Below are 16,304 nucleotides of genomic sequence, written 5' to 3' on the forward strand. Positions count from 1 at the left end.
ATGCCTCGTCCCTCCCTGTACGACATCCTCTACGGCAATTTCGCCGGCGGGCTGGACCTGAACAACGTCAGCGAAACGGATCAGGTCATCCTGTCGGTGCTCGATAACATGCAGCGCATCCTCAACTGTCGGGCCGGAACGCTGGCGCATTTGCCGGACTACGGCCTGCCGGATATGACCGCTATCCTCCAGGGCATGCCGGCGTCGGCGCATCAGCTGATGAGTACGCTGTCGGCGGTGTTGCTGAAATACGAACCGCGCCTGCAGCGGATCGCGGTGGTGATGCTCGATCAGGATGCGCCCGGCGAACTGCGCTATGCCATTGATGCTGAGCTGAAGGATATCGGTCTGGTACGTTACGGCACAGAGTTTATGCCTGAGGGCAGGGTGCTGATCCGCCACCTTAAACGTCAGCAGTACCTTGACGCCCGCTCCGCCCTCTAATCTCTCGCTGAAAGACATCATGATGACAACACATAAAGACCGCCGCTATAAAACCGGTGGCGACCCGCGCACGCTGGCTGATTTTATTGCCCTGCGTGCGGAAATGAACAAGCTCAGCCACCCGGCGCGGCCGGATATTAACTGGCCGTATGCCGAGCAGCTTGCCCGTGCGCTGCTGGAGCATCACGGCGCGGATCTGCAGACTGTCGCCTGGTATACGCTGGCCCGCGCCAGGCTGGACGGCCTGGCAGGGATCAACGAGGGGCTATCGCTGATGGAAACGCTGCTGGCCCACCAGGGTAAAAACCTGTGGCCGCAGGCGCTCCCGGCCCGCACCGAAATCTTCCGCACCCTGAGCAAGCGGCTGCGGCAGGTGATCCGCACCCTGAACCTCACCCCGGACGATCTTGCGTCGCTTAGCCAGGCTGAGTGTTCGCTGCAAACCTTCGACGCGGTGCTCCAGCGCCTTGAGATCGCGCCTGAAAACCCGCTGAGTGACCTGCGGGCGCTGCTGCGCAGCACGGCAACCCGCTTTGAGAACCTCGACCCTGCGCCAGCGCCTCCCGTCGCGCCGCCGGTGGCGATGTCTGAGGCGGCGCTTCCCGACGCTCTGGTCAGCGAAGAGGATGCTGCGAGGGCTGAGCCAGCGCGAGAACGACAACGTAGACCAGAGGCTGAGCCGCCGGCTCCGTCTTCACCAGCAAAGCGGCCCGCGCCAGGGATAGCATCGACTCCGGTCGCCGCGTCGCGCTGGAAGCCATTTATCGCCGGAATGGTCACCATGCTGGCGGTGTCGGGCATCGCCGTCGGCGGATGGCTGGCGCTGCGCCAGACCGATTTGCCGCCGACTGTGATGACGCAACAGGCCGGGCCGCTAGCGGACCTCCCGGGGGGATCTCCCCACGCGCCGGTCGATCTGCGCCAGGCGCAGCGCCAGCTTGACGATCTCGCCCGCCTGGCGCCGGACTGGGCGATAAGCTACGGCGACCGGCTGGTCCAGCTTGCCCTGAGCCGCTGGCCGGAACAGGCAAAGCCCCTGGCGCAGCAGTGGCAGCGGCAGCTAAGCGCTGCGGCATTGCCCGCGGAAAACCTCACCGGCTGGGCGGAGGGCATGCGTCAGCTGCAACGGCTCGCCGGTCAGCTCAATGCCCTCGACGAGCAGAAGGGGAAGTACCTGACTGTGAGCGAACTGAAAACGGCGGTGTTTGCCATTATGCAGTCGCTTAACCGCGCCGTTCCGCTGGAAGAGCAGCTGCGCGAGCTGGCCGCGCTCCCCGCAGGTCAACCCTGGCCAGCCGCCCGCGGCAGTCTCGCCGAACTGCATCTGCAACAGCTGATCGTGGAGTATGCCCTGCTGAAACGAAAACAGCCGGGGCCACCGCCCGCTGCGCGACCCGCACCCGGTGGGCCCTCGGTGAGTGAGGCGGTGAAATAAAGTGTGCGCATGGCAACATTTTCTTTACATCATGATTGCAAGAACTCTACGCCCTTCGTAGTCTGAAAATGATTTAAATATACCGTTTCATTTTATATTGAAAATTTTATTTCAAACTCTAAGGGCATGCTATGAAGCACTGTAAAATCATCCTGTTAGTTGGCCTTCTGGCCAGTTCCGCTTCGGCATTGGCGGAGAAGATCGGCGTCTCGATGGCTTACTTCGATCAAAACTTTCTCACCATTATTCGTCAGTCCATTGAGAAAGAAGCTCAAGCCCGCCAGGTCGAGGTGCAGTTCGAAGACGCCCGCGGCGACACCGGACGCCAGGCCGATCAGGTGCAGAGCTTCATTGCCTCCGGCGTGGACGCGATCATCGTTGATCCCGTGGACTCCGCCAGCACCCCGCAGCTGACGAAGATGGCGCAGCAGGCCAGGATGCCGCTGGTGTATGTGAACCGGACGCCGGGGGATAAAACGTTACCCCCTGGCGTGGTGTTTGTCGGTTCGGACGAGCGGGAGTCCGGCACATTGCAGATGGAAGCGCTGGCGAAGCTGGCGAACTACAAAGGCAACGTCGCCATCATGATTGGTAATCTCACCGATGCCGGCGCGCTGCAGCGCACCAGGGACGTAGAGCAGGTGGTGGCCAAATATCCGGCGATGAAAGTGGTGCAGAAACAGCCGGCCAACTATTCCCGCAGCGAGGGAATGGATCTGATGCAGAACTGGACAGGCAACGGGGAAGCGATTGATATTGTGGCGGCGAACAACGACGAGATGGCGATTGGCGCGGCGATGGCGCTGGAGAAGAGCCAGAAGAAGCTGCTGATCGGCGGCATCGACGCCACGCCGGATGGGCTGAAAGCGTTGGCCAGCGATAAGATCCAGGTAACGGTTTTCCAGGATGCCGTTGGTCAGGGCAAAACGGCCTTAGCGGTGGCATTGAAGCTGATTAAAGGAGAAAAAGTCGAGTCCCATGTCTGGATCCCGTTTGAGTTAGTGACCAAAGAAAACATGCAGACCTATGTGGAAAAGAGTCATTAACGGCAAGGCAGAAATGTTCGAACTTTGCTGATAAAACCGGGCTGAGAATATGACGCCCGGGCAACGAAACCGGAGGAAAAGAGATGGCAATGGCAAAAAGCGGCTACACGCTGCAGGTGATAAAGGCAGGGCTGCAGGGGTATGTTGAAATGAGGTGGGGGCATCTCGCGGAAGTTGATACGCGCGTGGCGGCGGCGACCATCGCGCAGCATATCGGGCGACCCTCGTCTGCGGCGGATCCGCAGGAGATCAGCCTGTCGCTGACCAATGCCGCCAGCGGCATCTCGGTGGAGCTTCATCACCCGGCCTCAGGGGAAAGCGCCACCCCGGCTTTTATTGAGGACGAGTTAAAAAAGATTGTGCAGATCGTTGATGGCTACGAGGCGGCAGAAGAGACCCATATCGTGGAGTAGCGCGCCGCCTTGCGCACAGGAAAAAAAATCCACGCCGGAGCGTGGATTTTTTATTACTCGATGGCGGCAGAAACGCCAGCCAGCGGGATTAGACGTTGAACAGGAAGTTCATCACATCGCCATCTTTCACGATGTAGTCTTTACCTTCAGCGCGCATTTTACCGGCTTCTTTCGCGCCCTGTTCGCCTTTGTAGGCGATAAAGTCTTCATAAGCGATGGTCTGCGCGCGGATAAAGCCTTTTTCGAAGTCGGTGTGGATCTTACCGGCTGCCTGCGGCGCGGTCGCCCCGACCGGGATGGTCCAGGCGCGAACTTCTTTCACCCCAGCGGTGAAGTAGGTCTGCAGGTTCAGCAGGGCGTAGCCAGCGCGGATCACGCGGTTCAGGCCCGGTTCTTCGAGACCCAGCTCAGCCATAAACTCATCACGCTCTTCATCGTCCAGTTCGGCGATGTCCGCTTCAACCGCGGCGCACACCGGCACCACTACAGACCCTTCCTGCTCGGCGATAGCGCGAACCTGATCGAGGTATGGGTTGTTCTCGAAACCGTCTTCATTGACGTTCGCGATGTACATGGTCGGCTTGAGGGTCAGGAAGCTCAGATAGCGGATGGCCTCTTTCTCTTCTTTGGTCAGATCCAGCGCGCGCAGCATACCGGCGTTTTCCAGCTGCGGCAGGCATTTCTCCAGCGCGGCCAGCTCAACTTTCGCGTCTTTATCGCCGCCTTTGGCTTTTTTGGAGACGCGGTGAATCGCGCGCTCGCAGGTATCAAGGTCAGACAGCGCCAGCTCGGTGTTGATAACGTCGATATCTTCCGCCGGGTTCACTTTCCCTGCCACGTGAATAATATTATCGTTTTCAAAGCAGCGAACCACATGGCCGATAGCTTCGGTTTCGCGGATGTTGGTCAGGAACTGGTTGCCGAGACCTTCGCCTTTGGACGCGCCTTTCACCAGGCCCGCGATATCAACGAACTCCATGGTGGTCGGCAGGATACGCTGCGGTTTGACGATTTCAGCCAGCTTGTCCAGACGCGGATCGGGCATCGGTACGACACCGGTGTTCGGCTCAATGGTACAGAAGGGGAAGTTGGCCGCTTCAATACCCGCTTTGGTGAGCGCATTGAACAGGGTGGATTTGCCGACGTTGGGCAAACCGACGATACCGCATTTGAATCCCATGATTTAAATCACCTTAATCTTTGGATAATCAATCTGTTATCAGGAACAGATTGCAGAAAATTGAATAGCTTTGCCTATTATACACGGTGCGCGGCAAAAATGCCGCACGACAACGGCTTATTGCGCCTTAAAGGCGTGTAAACGGTTGGTCGCTTTAGTGAGACCATCCTTTAACCAGATTTCCGTACAGCGCGCCGCTTCGTCGACGGCATCATCAATCAGTTTCTGCTCGCTGGCCGGTGGTTTGCCGAGGACAAAGCCGACAACCTTGTTTTTGTCGCCCGGATGGCCGATCCCGACGCGTAAGCGGTGAAAGTTCGGGTTATTGCCGAGTTTGCTGATGATGTCTTTCAGGCCGTTGTGGCCGCCATGGCCGCCGCCAAGCTTAAATTTCGCCACGCCCGGCGGTAAATCCAGCTCATCATGGGCAACAAGAATTTCGTCCGGGTTGATGCGATAAAAGGTCGCCATCGCGGCCACGGCTTTACCGCTAAGGTTCATAAAGGTGGTGGGCACCAGCAGGCGAACATCCTCGCCCGCCAGGTTGATGCGCGAGGTGTAGCCGAAGAATTTGCTCTCTTCGCGCAGCGGCGCGCGATGGCGATCCGCCAGTAAATCCACATACCAGGCGCCAGCGTTGTGCCGGGTGGCGGCATATTCCGCACCGGGGTTGGCCAGGCCGACAATCAGTTTAATGGTCACGTTTTCTTTCCTGCATGGGGCATTCTCTGCCGCGTAGTGTACTGTCTGCGGGCGCGCTTGACAAAGTTCTGGCCTCGAGACAATACCAGCATTGATGATTTACTCTCTAAACCATTAGAATTTGATATTGTTCATAGGCTTATTTGTAAATTTTTGTCTATTTGCTGTTCACTAATGTGATCGTGGGCGCACTCCACAGAAGAGACCTTGTCTATACTACACCTATAAGATTTGGGGACATTCCCTGGCAACCCAAAGTCCGGAGGTGACACATGAAACGCAAAAACGCTTCGTTACTCGGTAACGTACTCATGGGGTTAGGGTTGGTGGTGATGGTTGTGGGGGTGGGTTACTCCATTCTGAACCAGCTTCCGCAGCTTAACCTGCCACAATTCTTTGCGCATGGCGCAATCTTAAGCATCTTCGTTGGTGCGGTGCTCTGGCTGGCCGGTGCCCGTATTGGCGGCCACGAGCAGGTCAGCGACCGCTACTGGTGGGTGCGCCACTACGATAAACGCTGCCGTCGTAATCAGCATCGCCACAGCTAACCGTAGCATGATTCCCGCATCGGTCCCTGAAGACCGATGCGTTTTACTGTGCCTCTCGTTATCTCTTCTTCTTTTTCCCGCCATTTGACGACCCCCGTTCCGACCTGAGCTTCGTGATGCTATGGTTGCCGCCAAAAGTGAATATCAAGCGCGTTTTTCGCTTGACCCTGACGTTACGTCAGGCAGCAGAGTAGCGGACCTGGCCACAGAGAGGAGCAGTCATGTTAATTCAGGTGGGAGAGCTGGCGAAGCGCGCCGGGCTGACGGTGCGTACGCTGCATCATTATGAACAGACGGGGCTGTTAACGCCTTCGGCCAGAAGCGAGGCGGGCTATCGGCTCTATAACCTGTCCGCGGTTCAGCGCCTGCATATGATCAAGGCGCTGGCGCAGACCGGGCTGACGCTCGCCACCATCAAGGACTATCTCGATCGGCGAACGCTGTCGCTACCCGAACTGCTGACGCAGCAGATAGAGACGCTTAATGACCAACTGCGCGATGTCGGCAGGCTGCGCGACCGGCTGTTGGCGCTGCGCGAGGCGCTGGCGAGCGGCAATGAACCCGATCTGGAGTCCTGGCTACAGACGCTGGAGTTAATGAAAATGTACGATCGTTGGTTTAGTCAACAGGAGTTAGCCGTGCTGCCGTTTGCGGCACAGGATGAACAGCGCGCGCAGGCGTGGCGCGAGCTAACAGAGGAGGTGCAGACGCTAATGGCGAGCGGCTGCCCGACGGACAGTCCGCAGGCGATGAGTCTGGCGACGCGCTGGATGGAGCGCCTGGAGCAGGATACGGCCGGGCGCCCGGAGTTTCTGACCCGCCTGAACGAGATGCATGCCGCCGAGCCGCAAATGGTTGAACAGACCGGCGTCACCCCGGCCATCATTGCCTTTATCACCGAAGCCTTTGCCGAAAGCAAACTGGCTATCTGGGCGCGGTATCTCGACGACGAGGAGATGGCGTTCACCCGCCGGCACTACTTCGACCGGCTACAGGAGTGGCCAGCGCTGGTGGCGAAGCTGCATCAGGCGTGCCGTGAGGGCGTAGCGCCGGACTCGGCGTCGGGTCAGGCGCTGGCCCGGGCGTGGCTTGAGCTGTTTCAGTCCTACGCCGGCACCCGGCCGCAGACGTTGCAGAAGTTTCGTCAGGCAATGGAGCAGGAGCCGCATTTGATGAAGGGCACCTGGATGACGCCGGCGGTGCTGAGCTGGCTGCAGCAGGCGACCGGAGCCTTGATGCGGCAGGCGCAGGGGCCTGCCGCCGGGTGATCACAGGTCAGCCAGCGCGGCCTGACGATCGGGGTAGAAGCTCAGGCGTCCGGGCAGCGGCTTGACACCGGCGCGCGCTAACGTGCGTAGCGGCTGAAATTCGAGGTTAGATACGCGCAATTCGCAGCCTTCCGGCAGCTTGTTCACAAAGCGCTGGAAGGCATCCAGACCGCCGGCGTCGAGAACCGGCACCGCGTCCCACTTCAGCACCACGATGCGCTTGCCGGCGATCCGGGTCTCCAGGTCGTTGAATAGACCTTCGGCGGCGGCAAAGAACAGCGGACCGATCACCCGCAGCACCAGCACGTCGTCTGGCACTTCGACGTTGACCGGCGCCAGATGGGTCATGCGCGCGATACGGCGCATAAATAACAGCGAAGCCAGCACAATCCCGACGCTGATGGCGATCACCATATCAAACAGCACCGTCAGCGACATGCACATCAGCATCACCACGATGTCGTCCTTCGGCGCGTGGCGCAGCAGATTGATGACTTTATGCGCCTCGCTCATGTTCCATGCCACCATCAGCAGCAGGGCGGCCATCGCCGACAGCGGCAGCCAGGAGAGCAGCGGGGCGAGGATCAGCAGCGCCATGATCACCAGCAGGGCGTGGATCACGGCGGCGATCGGCGATGTGGCGCCGGCGCGGACGTTCGCCGCCGAGCGGGCAATCGCCGCGGTGGCAGTGATCCCGCCGAAGAACGGCGCAACGATGTTGCCCAGCCCCTGGCCAATCAGCTCGCTGTTGGCTTTATGTTTGGTACCGGTCATGCCGTCGAGCACCACCGCGCACAGCAGAGATTCAATAGCGCCCAGCATCGCCATGGAGAAAGCCGCGGGCAGCAGCGCCTGCAGCGAAGCCCAGCTCAGGGTAAAGTTGGAACCCGGCATATCCCAGGGCAGCACCAGCTGCGGCAGCAGCTGCGGAATGCCGTTGCCCTGAGTGCCGTCCGCCAGCTGATAGTGGAACTGCGAGCCGATCGTCGCCACATCGCCGCCGAGCAAGTTGACGACCAGCATCACCCCACAGCCGGCCAGCAGCGCCGGGAGGTGGCCCGGCAGACGGATACCCAGCCGCGGCCAGAGGATCAGGGTGCCGAGGGTGACGACGCCGATGGCGGCGTCCCCGACGTTAATGGTCGGCAGGGCCATCGCCAGCGCCGCCACTTTCTGCAGATAATGCTCCGGCACATGGGGCATCTGCAGGCCGAGGAAATCTTTAATCTGCATGGTACCGATGGTGATACCGATCCCGGAGGTGAAGCCGAGGGTGACCGACAGCGGGATATATTCGATCAGGCGGCCAAAGCGCGCCAGGCCGAAAAGCATTAAAAAGATCCCCGACATCAGCGTCGCCACCAGCAGCCCCGCCAGGCCGAACTGCTGGGAAACCGGATAGAGGATCACCACAAAGGCGGCGGTCGGTCCGGAAACGCTAAAGCGCGATCCGCCGGTTAAGGCGATCACAATCCCTGCCACCGCTGAGGTATAGAGGCCGTACTGCGGCGGCACACCGCTGCCAATCGCCAGCGCCATCGCCAGCGGAATCGCAATGATCCCGACGGTGATCCCGGCGATCAGGTCGCGGGTAAAGCGGGCAGTGGTGTACTTTTCTTTCCAGCAAGCGTCGATGAGGGCGCGGAAAGGCATCACATGTGAGGAAAATAATCTGTTCACAATAATGTTTCATCCATGAGCGCATCATCTGTCAACTGAATGGCAGGTGAAGGAGGCATCGGTCATTGCCACATCATCCTTCGGGATGCCTCTGTGTTGGCTGCGTTCATTTATCCCGGTCACGTACTGCCTGTACGCTCCCGGGGATTCATTCACTTGCCGCCTTGACGCATGCCGAATGATTTTGTGGAAGAATTAAAAATTCAGAGACAAAAAAACCCGCCGCAGCGGGTTTTTGTGCTCGGCTCGATTAATGTTCGAACATAGCAGAGATTGATTCTTCATTGCTGATACGGCGAATAGCTTCAGCCAGCATACCGGAGAGCGTCAGAGTACGCACTTTATCCAGCGCTTTAATTTCTGGTGCCAGCGGAATGGTATCGCAGACGACAAATTCATCGATCACAGAGTTTTTAATGTTCTGGATAGCGTTGCCGGAGAAGATCGGGTGCGTCGCGTAGGCGAATACGCGTTTCGCGCCGCGCTCTTTCAGCGCTTCTGCCGCTTTACACAGGGTGCCGCCGGTGTCGATCATATCGTCGACCATCACGCAGTCACGACCCGCGACGTCGCCGATGATATGCATCACCTGGGAGACGTTGGCGCGCGGACGGCGCTTGTCGATGATAGCCATATCGGTATCGTTCAGCAGTTTAGCGATAGCGCGAGCACGAACCACGCCGCCGATGTCCGGAGAAACCACGATCGGGTTGTCCAGGTTCAGCTGCAGCATATCTTCCAGCAGGATTGGGCTGCCGAACACGTTATCAACTGGCACATCGAAGAAGCCCTGGATCTGTTCTGCGTGCAGGTCAACGGTCAGCACGCGGTCAACGCCGACGCTGGACAGGAAATCTGCCACCACTTTCGCGGTGATTGGCACACGAGCAGAACGAACACGACGGTCCTGACGAGCATAACCGAAGTAAGGGATAACGGCGGTGATACGACCTGCCGAAGCACGACGCAGAGCATCAACCATAACAACCAGTTCCATCAGGTTGTCATTGGTGGGAGCACAAGTGGACTGGATGATGAAAATATCACCACCGCGTACGTTTTCATTGATTTGTACGCTGACTTCGCCGTCGCTAAAACGACCTACAGCGGCGTCGCCAAGAGAAGTGTACAGGCGGTTGGCAATACGTTGTGCTAGTTCCGGGGTGGCGTTACCAGCAAAAAGCTTCATATCAGGCACGAGAAGAACCTCAGGCATGCGTCCAGTGGTGGATGAATGGGCCAATAATGTGCGGGCTGGCGCCATTCGATCCAGTCGGTGTATTTAAAGAGCACGATGCAACGTCTGGAACAGGGTGACGTTGTCACCGTAACTCAATTTCCCCGGCTGACTCATGAACGATGCGCCCTCACGGCGCAGTATTCAGAGCAGGGCCTGCTTGAGCGGCGAGAGGTTTACTCCGCGCGCCACAAAGCCATTTAGCCATGCCGGGGCAGTGTCCAGCACCTGACGGGCAGCGGATTCGGTGTTAAATTCAGCAAACACACAGGCCCCTGTGCCGGTCAGGCGTGACGGCGCATATTCTAACAGCCAGGAAAGCGCGGCATCAACCTCGCGAAAACGTTTTCTTGCGATAAGCTCGCAATCGTTGCTGAATTCACAATTTAATAACGTATTAATTGACCGGCGCGGGGTATTTCGTGGTAGCTCCGGGTCGCGAAAAATGATCGGCGTCGGAATACTGACGCCCGGGTGGGCCACCAGGTACCATTTTTCCTCAGGCTCCACCGGCGTCAGAATTTCACCCACCCCCTCGGCAAAGGCGGCATGGCCGCGCACGAAGACCGGCACATCGGCCCCCAGCTGCAGGCCAAGGGTCGCCAGCTCATCTTCCGAGAGTCCGCAGCCCCAGAGATGGTTGAGCGCCACCAGCACGGTGGCGGCATTGGACGAGCCGCCCCCCAGGCCGCCGCCCATCGGCAGGCGCTTATCGATACTGATATCGGCGCCGCTTCCCGCCGGCAGGCGGCCGCTTTCGCCGGCGGCGCGCATCAGCAGACGCGCGGCGCGAACGATCAGATTCTCTTCGTCCGGCACCCCGGCCACCGTCGTCAGCAGGCGCAGTTCGCCGTCAGCGCGCGGTTCGATGGTCAGCGTATCGCCGTAGTCGAGGAACTGAAACAGTGTCTGCAGGGTGTGGTAACCATCAGCCCGCTGGCCGGTGATATATAAAAACAGATTCAGTTTTGCAGGTGAGGGCCAGCGGCTCATCATTTCACGATCCAGTTATCCATCTTCAGCTTGATGCGCTGGGCGCCATTGTTCAGCTCGACATTAGACGGCAGGGCGGGCTGAGTATCGCTGGTGTAGCCGCCGTAGGTGACGTGCCAGGTTTTGCCGTTTTGCGTGTAGTTCAGTTCACGCAGACGGTACCGATCGTCCAGCGAATAGTCGGTGGCGTCGCCCGGCAGGCCGATGATCCACTGGCGCAGGCTGTTCAGCGGGATCGGCATCCCGGTCAGGCGGCCAATCATCTCTTCGGCATCGGTGGCGGTGTAGGTCTGGCCTTTGTTGTCGATCAACTGCACGCTGCCAGGCTGCGCGGTCAGCGACAGCTCGGTGCTGCCCAGCGGGTTGGTCAACAGCAGGCGATAGCGGTCCTGGCCGGTCTGCTGCCAGAAGAAGCGGGCATAGACTTTTTGCTCATCGGAGAGATAGGCAAACGCCCCGCGGGTCTGGAACTGGTTGAGGCTGCGAACAGCCTGCTGGTGCTGGCGCCACTGCGGCGAATCCGGGCTTTTGCCAGGCCCCTCGGGGGTATGAACAGAACAAGCGGTCAGGACGAGGCTGGCCAGCGGCAGCAGGCGGAACAGTCGATTCATAATGATGACAAATCCTTGATGTCTACAGTGAAATCCGGCGGCAGGGGAACAGCGGGCCGATTTGTGTAGCAGGTTACATTTATAATCCTTAATGCTAGCGTCGCCGGGCGATAGCGTCTACGTTCAAGTTGTCTGAAATCAAAAAATTAACCTTAATGGCGGTCTTGCTTTGGCTATTACTCCAAAAGGGGAGCCTCTCTTTTATTGATTACGCGCATCCTGTATGATGCACTCAGACTAACCTTAGCAACGCTGGTACTACTCCCTCACAATGACCCTTTTAGCTCTTGGCATCAATCACAAAACAGCTCCGGTCGCCCTGCGAGAACGCGTTGCGTTTTCGCCGGAAACGCTCGATAAGGCGCTGGAGAGCTTGCTGGCTCAGCCGATGGTGCAGGGTGGGGTGGTGCTGTCGACCTGCAACCGCACGGAACTCTATCTCAGCGTAGAAGAGCAGGATAACCTGCAGGAAGCGCTGATCCGCTGGCTGTGCGATTACCACGGCCTCAATGAAGAAGACCTGCGTAAAAGCCTCTACTGGCACCAGGATAACGATGCCGTCAGCCATCTGATGCGCGTCGCCAGCGGCCTTGATTCGCTGGTGCTGGGCGAACCGCAGATCCTCGGTCAGGTGAAAAAAGCCTTCGCCGATTCCAGCCGCGGCCATCTTAACGTCAGCGAACTGGAGCGGATGTTCCAGAAATCGTTCTCGGTGGCCAAGCGCGTGCGTACCGAAACCGATATCGGCGCCAGCGCCGTTTCCGTCGCGTTCGCCGCCTGTACCCTGGCGCGGCAAATCTTTGAATCCCTGTCGAGCGTGACGGTGCTGCTGGTCGGCGCCGGTGAAACCATCGAACTGGTGGCGCGCCATCTTCGCGAACATCACGTGCGCAAAATGGTGATCGCCAACCGCACTCGTGAACGCGCCCAGGCGCTGGCGGAAGAAGTGGGCGCCGAGGTGATTGCCCTCAGCGATATCGATGAACGGCTGAAAGAGGCCGACATCATTATCAGCTCCACCGCCAGCCCGCTGCCGATCATCGGCAAAGGCATGGTGGAGCGTGCGCTCAAGGCACGGCGCAACCAGCCGATGCTGCTGGTGGATATCGCCGTCCCGCGCGACGTCGAACCGGAGGTCGGCAAACTGGCTAACGCTTACCTCTACAGCGTCGACGATCTGCAAAACATCATTCAGCATAACCTGGCGCAGCGTAAGGCCGCGGCGGTGCAGGCGGAATCGATCGTCGAGCAGGAGACCAGCGAATTTATGGCCTGGCTGCGCGCGCAGAGCGCCAGCGAGACCATTCGCGAATACCGTTCTCAGTCCGAGCAGGTCCGTGAGGAGCTGACGGCGAAGGCGCTGGCTGCGCTGGAGCAGGGCGGTGATGCCCAGGAAATTATGCAGGATCTGGCGCGTAAGCTCACCAACCGCCTGATCCACGCGCCAACCAAATCACTTCAGCAGGCCGCCCGTGACGGGGACGACGAACGCCTGCATATTCTGCGCAACAGCCTCGGGCTGGAATAGCGCACCTTTCTCTTATTTTCAGGACAGGGTGAATTCACGCCTATGAAGTCTTCTATTGTTGCCAAACTGGAAGCGTTGTACGAGCGCCACGAAGAAGTGCAGGCGCTGCTCGGCGATGCCGCGACGATTGCCGATCAGGATAAATTCCGCGCGCTGTCGCGGGAGTATGCTCAACTAAGCGATGTGGCGCGCTGCTATACCGACTGGCGTCAGGTGCAGGAGGATATTGAAACCGCGCAGATGATGCTCGACGATCCGGAAATGCGCGAAATGGCGCAGGAAGAGCTGCGCGACGCCAAAGATAAAGGCGAACAGCTGGAGCAACAGCTACAGGTCCTGCTCCTGCCGAAAGATCCTGATGACGAGCGTAACGCCTTCGTGGAAGTGCGCGCCGGGACCGGCGGCGACGAAGCGGCGCTGTTTGCCGGCGATCTGTTCCGCATGTACACCCGTTACGCGGAATCGCGCCGCTGGCAGGTGGAGATCCTCAGCGCCAACGAAGGTGAACACGGCGGCTTTAAAGAGGTGATCGCCAAGATCAGCGGCGACGGCGTCTATGGCCGGCTCAAATTTGAATCCGGCGGCCATCGCGTGCAGCGCGTGCCGGCCACCGAGTCGCAGGGGCGTATCCACACCTCCGCCTGTACGGTGGCGGTGATGCCGGAGCTGCCGGAGGCGGAAATGCCGGATATCAACCCGGCGGATCTGCGCATCGATACGTTCCGTTCCTCCGGCGCGGGCGGTCAGCACGTTAACACCACCGACTCGGCGATCCGTATTACCCACCTGCCCACCGGCATCGTGGTGGAGTGTCAGGACGAACGTTCCCAGCATAAAAACAAAGCCAAGGCGCTGTCGGTGCTGGGGGCGCGGATCCGCGCCGCCGAAGTGGCCAAGCGTCAGCAGGCGGAAGCCTCCACGCGCCGCAACCTGCTGGGCAGCGGCGACCGCAGCGATCGCAACCGTACCTACAACTTCCCGCAGGGCCGCGTGACCGACCACCGCATCAACCTGACCCTTTACCGTCTCGATGAGGCGATGGAGGGCAAACTCGACATGCTGATTGAGCCGATTGTCCAGGAACACCAGGCCGATCAGCTGGCGGCGCTGTCCGAGCAGGAATGATGACCTTTCAGGCCTGGCTGCAGCAGGCAATCGCCCGCCTGGCGGAGAGCGACAGTCCGCGACGCGACGCCGAGATCCTGCTAGGACACGTCACCGGTCGGGCGCGCACCTGGATCCTGGCCTTCGGCGAAACGACGCTGTCCGCCGACGAGGCGACGACGCTGGAGGCGCTCCTGCAGCGACGCCAGCGCGGGGAGCCCATCGCCCATCTGGTCGGGCAGCGGGAGTTCTGGTCGCTGCCGCTGTTTGTCTCCCCGGCGACGCTGATCCCCCGCCCGGATACCGAATGTCTGGTGGAGCAGGCGCTGGCGCGTCTGCCCGTCGCGGCGTGCCGTATTCTCGACCTCGGCACCGGGACCGGCGCCATTGCCCTGGCGCTGGCCAGCGAACGTCCTGACTGTGAAGTGATCGCGGTGGACGTGATGCCGGACGCCGTGGCGCTGGCGTTGCGTAATGCCGCCCATCTGGGCATTGCTAACGTGACGATACGGCAAAGCGACTGGTTCAGTGCGCTGGCCGGGCAGCGCTTCGCCATGATCGTCAGCAATCCCCCCTATATCGACGCCGCCGACCCGCATCTTGCCGAAGGCGATGTGCGTTTTGAACCGTTGACGGCGCTGGTGGCAGGCGACCAGGGGCTGGCCGATCTGGCGCAGATTATCCGCGAGGGGCGGCAGTATCTGCAGCCCGGCGGCTGGATGCTGCTGGAGCATGGCTGGACCCAGGGCGAAGCGGTACGCGCCTTGTTCCGCGAGGCGGGCTATCTGGATGTCGCGACCTGCCGCGACTATGGCGACAATGAGCGTCTGACCCTCGGACGTTTACCCGACATGGAGAACGTTGGCTGATGAACTTATTCACGGCTGTCCTCTACCTGCACATCGCCAGCGTGGTGGTGTCGGTAGGATTGTTCGTTTTACGTTACTGGTGGATGTATCACCAGAGCCCGCTGCTGAACCAGCGGTGGGTGCGAATTGCGCCGCACTGCAGCGATACGCTGCTGTTTCTCAGCGGTGCGGGATTAATGGCGATAACGCACTACCTGCCGTTCACAGAAGACGGCGCATGGCTGACTGAAAAGCTGTTTGGCGTTATCATTTACATCGCATTAGGTTTTATCGCGCTGGGCCGTCGTCGTCCGCGCAGCCAGCAGAGCCGCTTTATCGCGTTCCTGCTGGCGCTGGTGGTGTTGTTTATCATTATTCAACTCGCCATCACAAGAATACCGATACTGGGGTAGGTCATGGGGTCATTAGCGGATTTCGAATTTAACAAAGCGCCATTGTGTGATGGCATGGTCCTCATTTCTGAACAGGTCCGCGACGATTTTCCGACGCGTTTTGTCGAGGAAGAGCTGCAGCGGCTGCTGCGCCTCGCGCAGGAGGAGATTGCGCCTTCGTGGGACCAGGAACGCCAGATAGAACGCCTGCTGGCGCTGTTTTACGAGGAGTGGGGCTTTGGCGCCTCGCAGGGCGTTTATCGTCTATCCGACGCGCTATGGCTCGATAAAGTGCTGGTCAACCGCCAGGGGAGCGCGGTGTCATTAGGCGCGATCCTGCTGTGGATCGCCCAGCGCCTGGGGCTGCCGGTGGTGCCGGTGATCTTCCCGACCCAGATGCTGCTGCGCGCGGACCCGGAAACCAGCGAAGAGATGTGGCTGATTAATCCGTTCAACGGCGAAACCCTCGACGAACATACCCTGGAGGTATGGCTGAAGGGCAACATCGGGCCGGTGGCGGAACTGTTTAATGAAGATCTCGACGAAGCGGATAACGCCGAGGTGATCCGCAAGCTGCTGGACACCCTGAAGTCGGCGCTGATGGAAGAGCGGCAGATGGAGCTGGCCCTGCGCGCCAGCGAAGCGCTGCTGCAGTTTAACCCGGAAGATCCGTATGAGATCCGCGACCGCGGGCTGATATACGCCCAGCTGGATTGCGATCACGTGGCGCTGCTGGACCTGAGCTATTTTGTCGAGCAGTGTCCGGAGGATCCGATCAGCGAGATGATCCGCGCACAAATCAACACGATTTCGCACAAACAAATTACATTGCATTAGTCTGGAACCATTCCGGTTACACCCTGATAAGGCGAATT

The 16,304-nt window shown here is 59.5% G+C and carries 17 protein-coding genes; 11 read left to right on the forward strand and 6 right to left on the reverse strand.

Annotation, left to right across the window (positions count from 1 at the left end; all coding sequences use genetic code 11):
- From tssE to L2I46_RS00865, 4 genes are all read left to right on the forward strand, one after another.
- A complete protein-coding gene (gene tssE / locus L2I46_RS00850) occupies positions 1-444 on the forward strand; it encodes a type VI secretion system baseplate subunit TssE (protein WP_048297773.1) in 444 nt (147 codons plus the stop codon).
- Positions 445-463: 19 nt separating this feature from the next.
- The gene (locus L2I46_RS00855) at positions 464-1,879 is read left to right on the forward strand and encodes a VasL domain-containing protein (protein ID WP_105490708.1); all 1,416 of its coding nucleotides are present in this window, start codon (positions 464-466) and stop codon (positions 1,877-1,879) included.
- A gap of 131 nt (positions 1,880-2,010) precedes the next feature.
- On the forward strand, positions 2,011-2,925 hold the full coding sequence (locus L2I46_RS00860; RefSeq protein ID WP_085550978.1) for a sugar ABC transporter substrate-binding protein: 915 nt from the start codon (positions 2,011-2,013) through the stop codon (positions 2,923-2,925).
- Between the two features lie 83 nt (positions 2,926-3,008).
- Positions 3,009-3,338, forward strand: a complete 330-nt coding sequence (locus tag L2I46_RS00865) for a DUF1869 domain-containing protein (RefSeq protein WP_236947468.1) — start codon at positions 3,009-3,011, stop codon at positions 3,336-3,338.
- Positions 3,339-3,426: 88 nt separating this feature from the next.
- Here the strand turns inward: L2I46_RS00865 and ychF are convergent, their stop codons facing one another.
- Complete coding sequence (ychF, locus tag L2I46_RS00870) at positions 3,427-4,518, reverse strand: redox-regulated ATPase YchF (protein ID WP_002910443.1); 1,092 nt, start codon at positions 4,516-4,518, stop codon at positions 3,427-3,429.
- Positions 4,519-4,635: 117 nt separating this feature from the next.
- Positions 4,636-5,220, reverse strand: a complete 585-nt coding sequence (gene pth, locus L2I46_RS00875; protein WP_004180389.1) for an aminoacyl-tRNA hydrolase — start codon at positions 5,218-5,220, stop codon at positions 4,636-4,638.
- Positions 5,221-5,492: 272 nt separating this feature from the next.
- Between pth and ychH the strand changes: the two genes are divergently transcribed.
- Both ychH and L2I46_RS00885 read left to right on the forward strand, forming a co-directional pair.
- The gene (gene ychH / locus L2I46_RS00880; RefSeq protein WP_002910437.1) at positions 5,493-5,768 is read left to right on the forward strand and encodes a stress-induced protein YchH; all 276 of its coding nucleotides are present in this window, start codon (positions 5,493-5,495) and stop codon (positions 5,766-5,768) included.
- 221 nt (positions 5,769-5,989) lie between these two features.
- Positions 5,990-7,036 (forward strand): MerR family transcriptional regulator, encoded by a 1,047-nt coding sequence (locus L2I46_RS00885; protein ID WP_048297769.1) that lies wholly within the window; start codon positions 5,990-5,992, stop codon positions 7,034-7,036.
- Here the strand turns inward: L2I46_RS00885 and dauA are convergent, their stop codons facing one another.
- The 4 genes from dauA to lolB all read right to left on the reverse strand — a co-directional run bounded on the left by dauA (position 7,037) and on the right by lolB (position 11,557).
- A complete protein-coding gene (dauA, locus tag L2I46_RS00890) occupies positions 7,037-8,716 on the reverse strand; it encodes a C4-dicarboxylic acid transporter DauA (protein ID WP_064157472.1) in 1,680 nt (559 codons plus the stop codon).
- A gap of 250 nt (positions 8,717-8,966) precedes the next feature.
- Positions 8,967-9,914, reverse strand: a complete 948-nt coding sequence (prs, locus tag L2I46_RS00895) for a ribose-phosphate diphosphokinase (protein ID WP_002910407.1) — start codon at positions 9,912-9,914, stop codon at positions 8,967-8,969.
- A gap of 183 nt (positions 9,915-10,097) precedes the next feature.
- Positions 10,098-10,946 carry a 4-(cytidine 5'-diphospho)-2-C-methyl-D-erythritol kinase gene (gene ispE, locus L2I46_RS00900; RefSeq protein ID WP_074423229.1) on the reverse strand — a complete coding sequence of 283 codons (849 nt, stop codon included), beginning with the start codon at positions 10,944-10,946 and terminating at the stop codon, positions 10,098-10,100.
- The gene (gene lolB / locus L2I46_RS00905) at positions 10,946-11,557 is read right to left on the reverse strand and encodes a lipoprotein insertase outer membrane protein LolB (protein WP_023290149.1); all 612 of its coding nucleotides are present in this window, start codon (positions 11,555-11,557) and stop codon (positions 10,946-10,948) included. The genes ispE and lolB overlap by 1 nt, the downstream gene beginning before the upstream one ends.
- Positions 11,558-11,828: 271 nt before the next feature.
- On the opposite strand from lolB, the gene hemA reads away from it, so the two are divergent.
- From hemA to sirB1, 5 genes are read left to right on the forward strand one after another with little or no spacing between them, the layout of a single operon-like run.
- A complete protein-coding gene (gene hemA, locus L2I46_RS00910) occupies positions 11,829-13,085 on the forward strand; it encodes a glutamyl-tRNA reductase (protein WP_023290148.1) in 1,257 nt (418 codons plus the stop codon).
- A gap of 42 nt (positions 13,086-13,127) precedes the next feature.
- Positions 13,128-14,210 carry a peptide chain release factor 1 gene (gene prfA / locus L2I46_RS00915; RefSeq protein ID WP_004203214.1) on the forward strand — a complete coding sequence of 361 codons (1,083 nt, stop codon included), beginning with the start codon at positions 13,128-13,130 and terminating at the stop codon, positions 14,208-14,210.
- Positions 14,210-15,058: a peptide chain release factor N(5)-glutamine methyltransferase gene (prmC, locus tag L2I46_RS00920; RefSeq protein WP_050533460.1), complete on the forward strand. Its 849-nt coding sequence runs from the start codon at positions 14,210-14,212 to the stop codon at positions 15,056-15,058. The genes prfA and prmC overlap by 1 nt, the downstream gene beginning before the upstream one ends.
- Positions 15,058-15,450: an invasion regulator SirB2 gene (gene sirB2 / locus L2I46_RS00925; protein ID WP_008804389.1), complete on the forward strand. Its 393-nt coding sequence runs from the start codon at positions 15,058-15,060 to the stop codon at positions 15,448-15,450. Before prmC ends, sirB2 begins: the two co-directional genes overlap by 1 nt.
- 3 nt (positions 15,451-15,453) lie before the next feature.
- Positions 15,454-16,266 carry an invasion regulator SirB1 gene (gene sirB1 / locus L2I46_RS00930; RefSeq protein WP_017899847.1) on the forward strand — a complete coding sequence of 271 codons (813 nt, stop codon included), beginning with the start codon at positions 15,454-15,456 and terminating at the stop codon, positions 16,264-16,266.
- The last annotated feature ends 38 nt before the right edge of the window (positions 16,267-16,304 follow it).

This window comes from Klebsiella sp. 2019SCSN059, assembly GCF_021739525.1.
In the GTDB taxonomy this organism is placed as follows: Bacteria; Pseudomonadota; Gammaproteobacteria; order Enterobacterales; family Enterobacteriaceae; genus Klebsiella; species Klebsiella quasipneumoniae.

Excerpts from the sequence above, each read along its gene's own strand:
- lolB (WP_023290149.1), bottom strand. The coding sequence starts at position 11,557 with ATGAATCGACTGTTCCGCCTGCTGCCGCTGGCCAGCCTCGTCCTGACC.
- ispE (WP_074423229.1), bottom strand. The coding sequence starts at position 10,946 with ATGAGCCGCTGGCCCTCACCTGCAAAACTGAATCTGTTTTTATATATC.
- sirB2 (WP_008804389.1), top strand. The coding sequence starts at position 15,058 with ATGAACTTATTCACGGCTGTCCTCTACCTGCACATCGCCAGCGTGGTG.
- tssE (WP_048297773.1), top strand. The coding sequence starts at position 1 with ATGCCTCGTCCCTCCCTGTACGACATCCTCTACGGCAATTTCGCCGGC.
- L2I46_RS00855 (WP_105490708.1), top strand. The coding sequence starts at position 464 with ATGATGACAACACATAAAGACCGCCGCTATAAAACCGGTGGCGACCCG.
- prmC (WP_050533460.1), top strand. The coding sequence starts at position 14,210 with ATGACCTTTCAGGCCTGGCTGCAGCAGGCAATCGCCCGCCTGGCGGAG.
- prfA (WP_004203214.1), top strand. The coding sequence starts at position 13,128 with ATGAAGTCTTCTATTGTTGCCAAACTGGAAGCGTTGTACGAGCGCCAC.
- hemA (WP_023290148.1), top strand. The coding sequence starts at position 11,829 with ATGACCCTTTTAGCTCTTGGCATCAATCACAAAACAGCTCCGGTCGCC.
- ychF (WP_002910443.1), bottom strand. The coding sequence starts at position 4,518 with ATGGGATTCAAATGCGGTATCGTCGGTTTGCCCAACGTCGGCAAATCC.
- sirB1 (WP_017899847.1), top strand. The coding sequence starts at position 15,454 with ATGGGGTCATTAGCGGATTTCGAATTTAACAAAGCGCCATTGTGTGAT.
- ychH (WP_002910437.1), top strand. The coding sequence starts at position 5,493 with ATGAAACGCAAAAACGCTTCGTTACTCGGTAACGTACTCATGGGGTTA.
- L2I46_RS00860 (WP_085550978.1), top strand. The coding sequence starts at position 2,011 with ATGAAGCACTGTAAAATCATCCTGTTAGTTGGCCTTCTGGCCAGTTCC.
- L2I46_RS00885 (WP_048297769.1), top strand. The coding sequence starts at position 5,990 with ATGTTAATTCAGGTGGGAGAGCTGGCGAAGCGCGCCGGGCTGACGGTG.
- L2I46_RS00865 (WP_236947468.1), top strand. The coding sequence starts at position 3,009 with ATGGCAATGGCAAAAAGCGGCTACACGCTGCAGGTGATAAAGGCAGGG.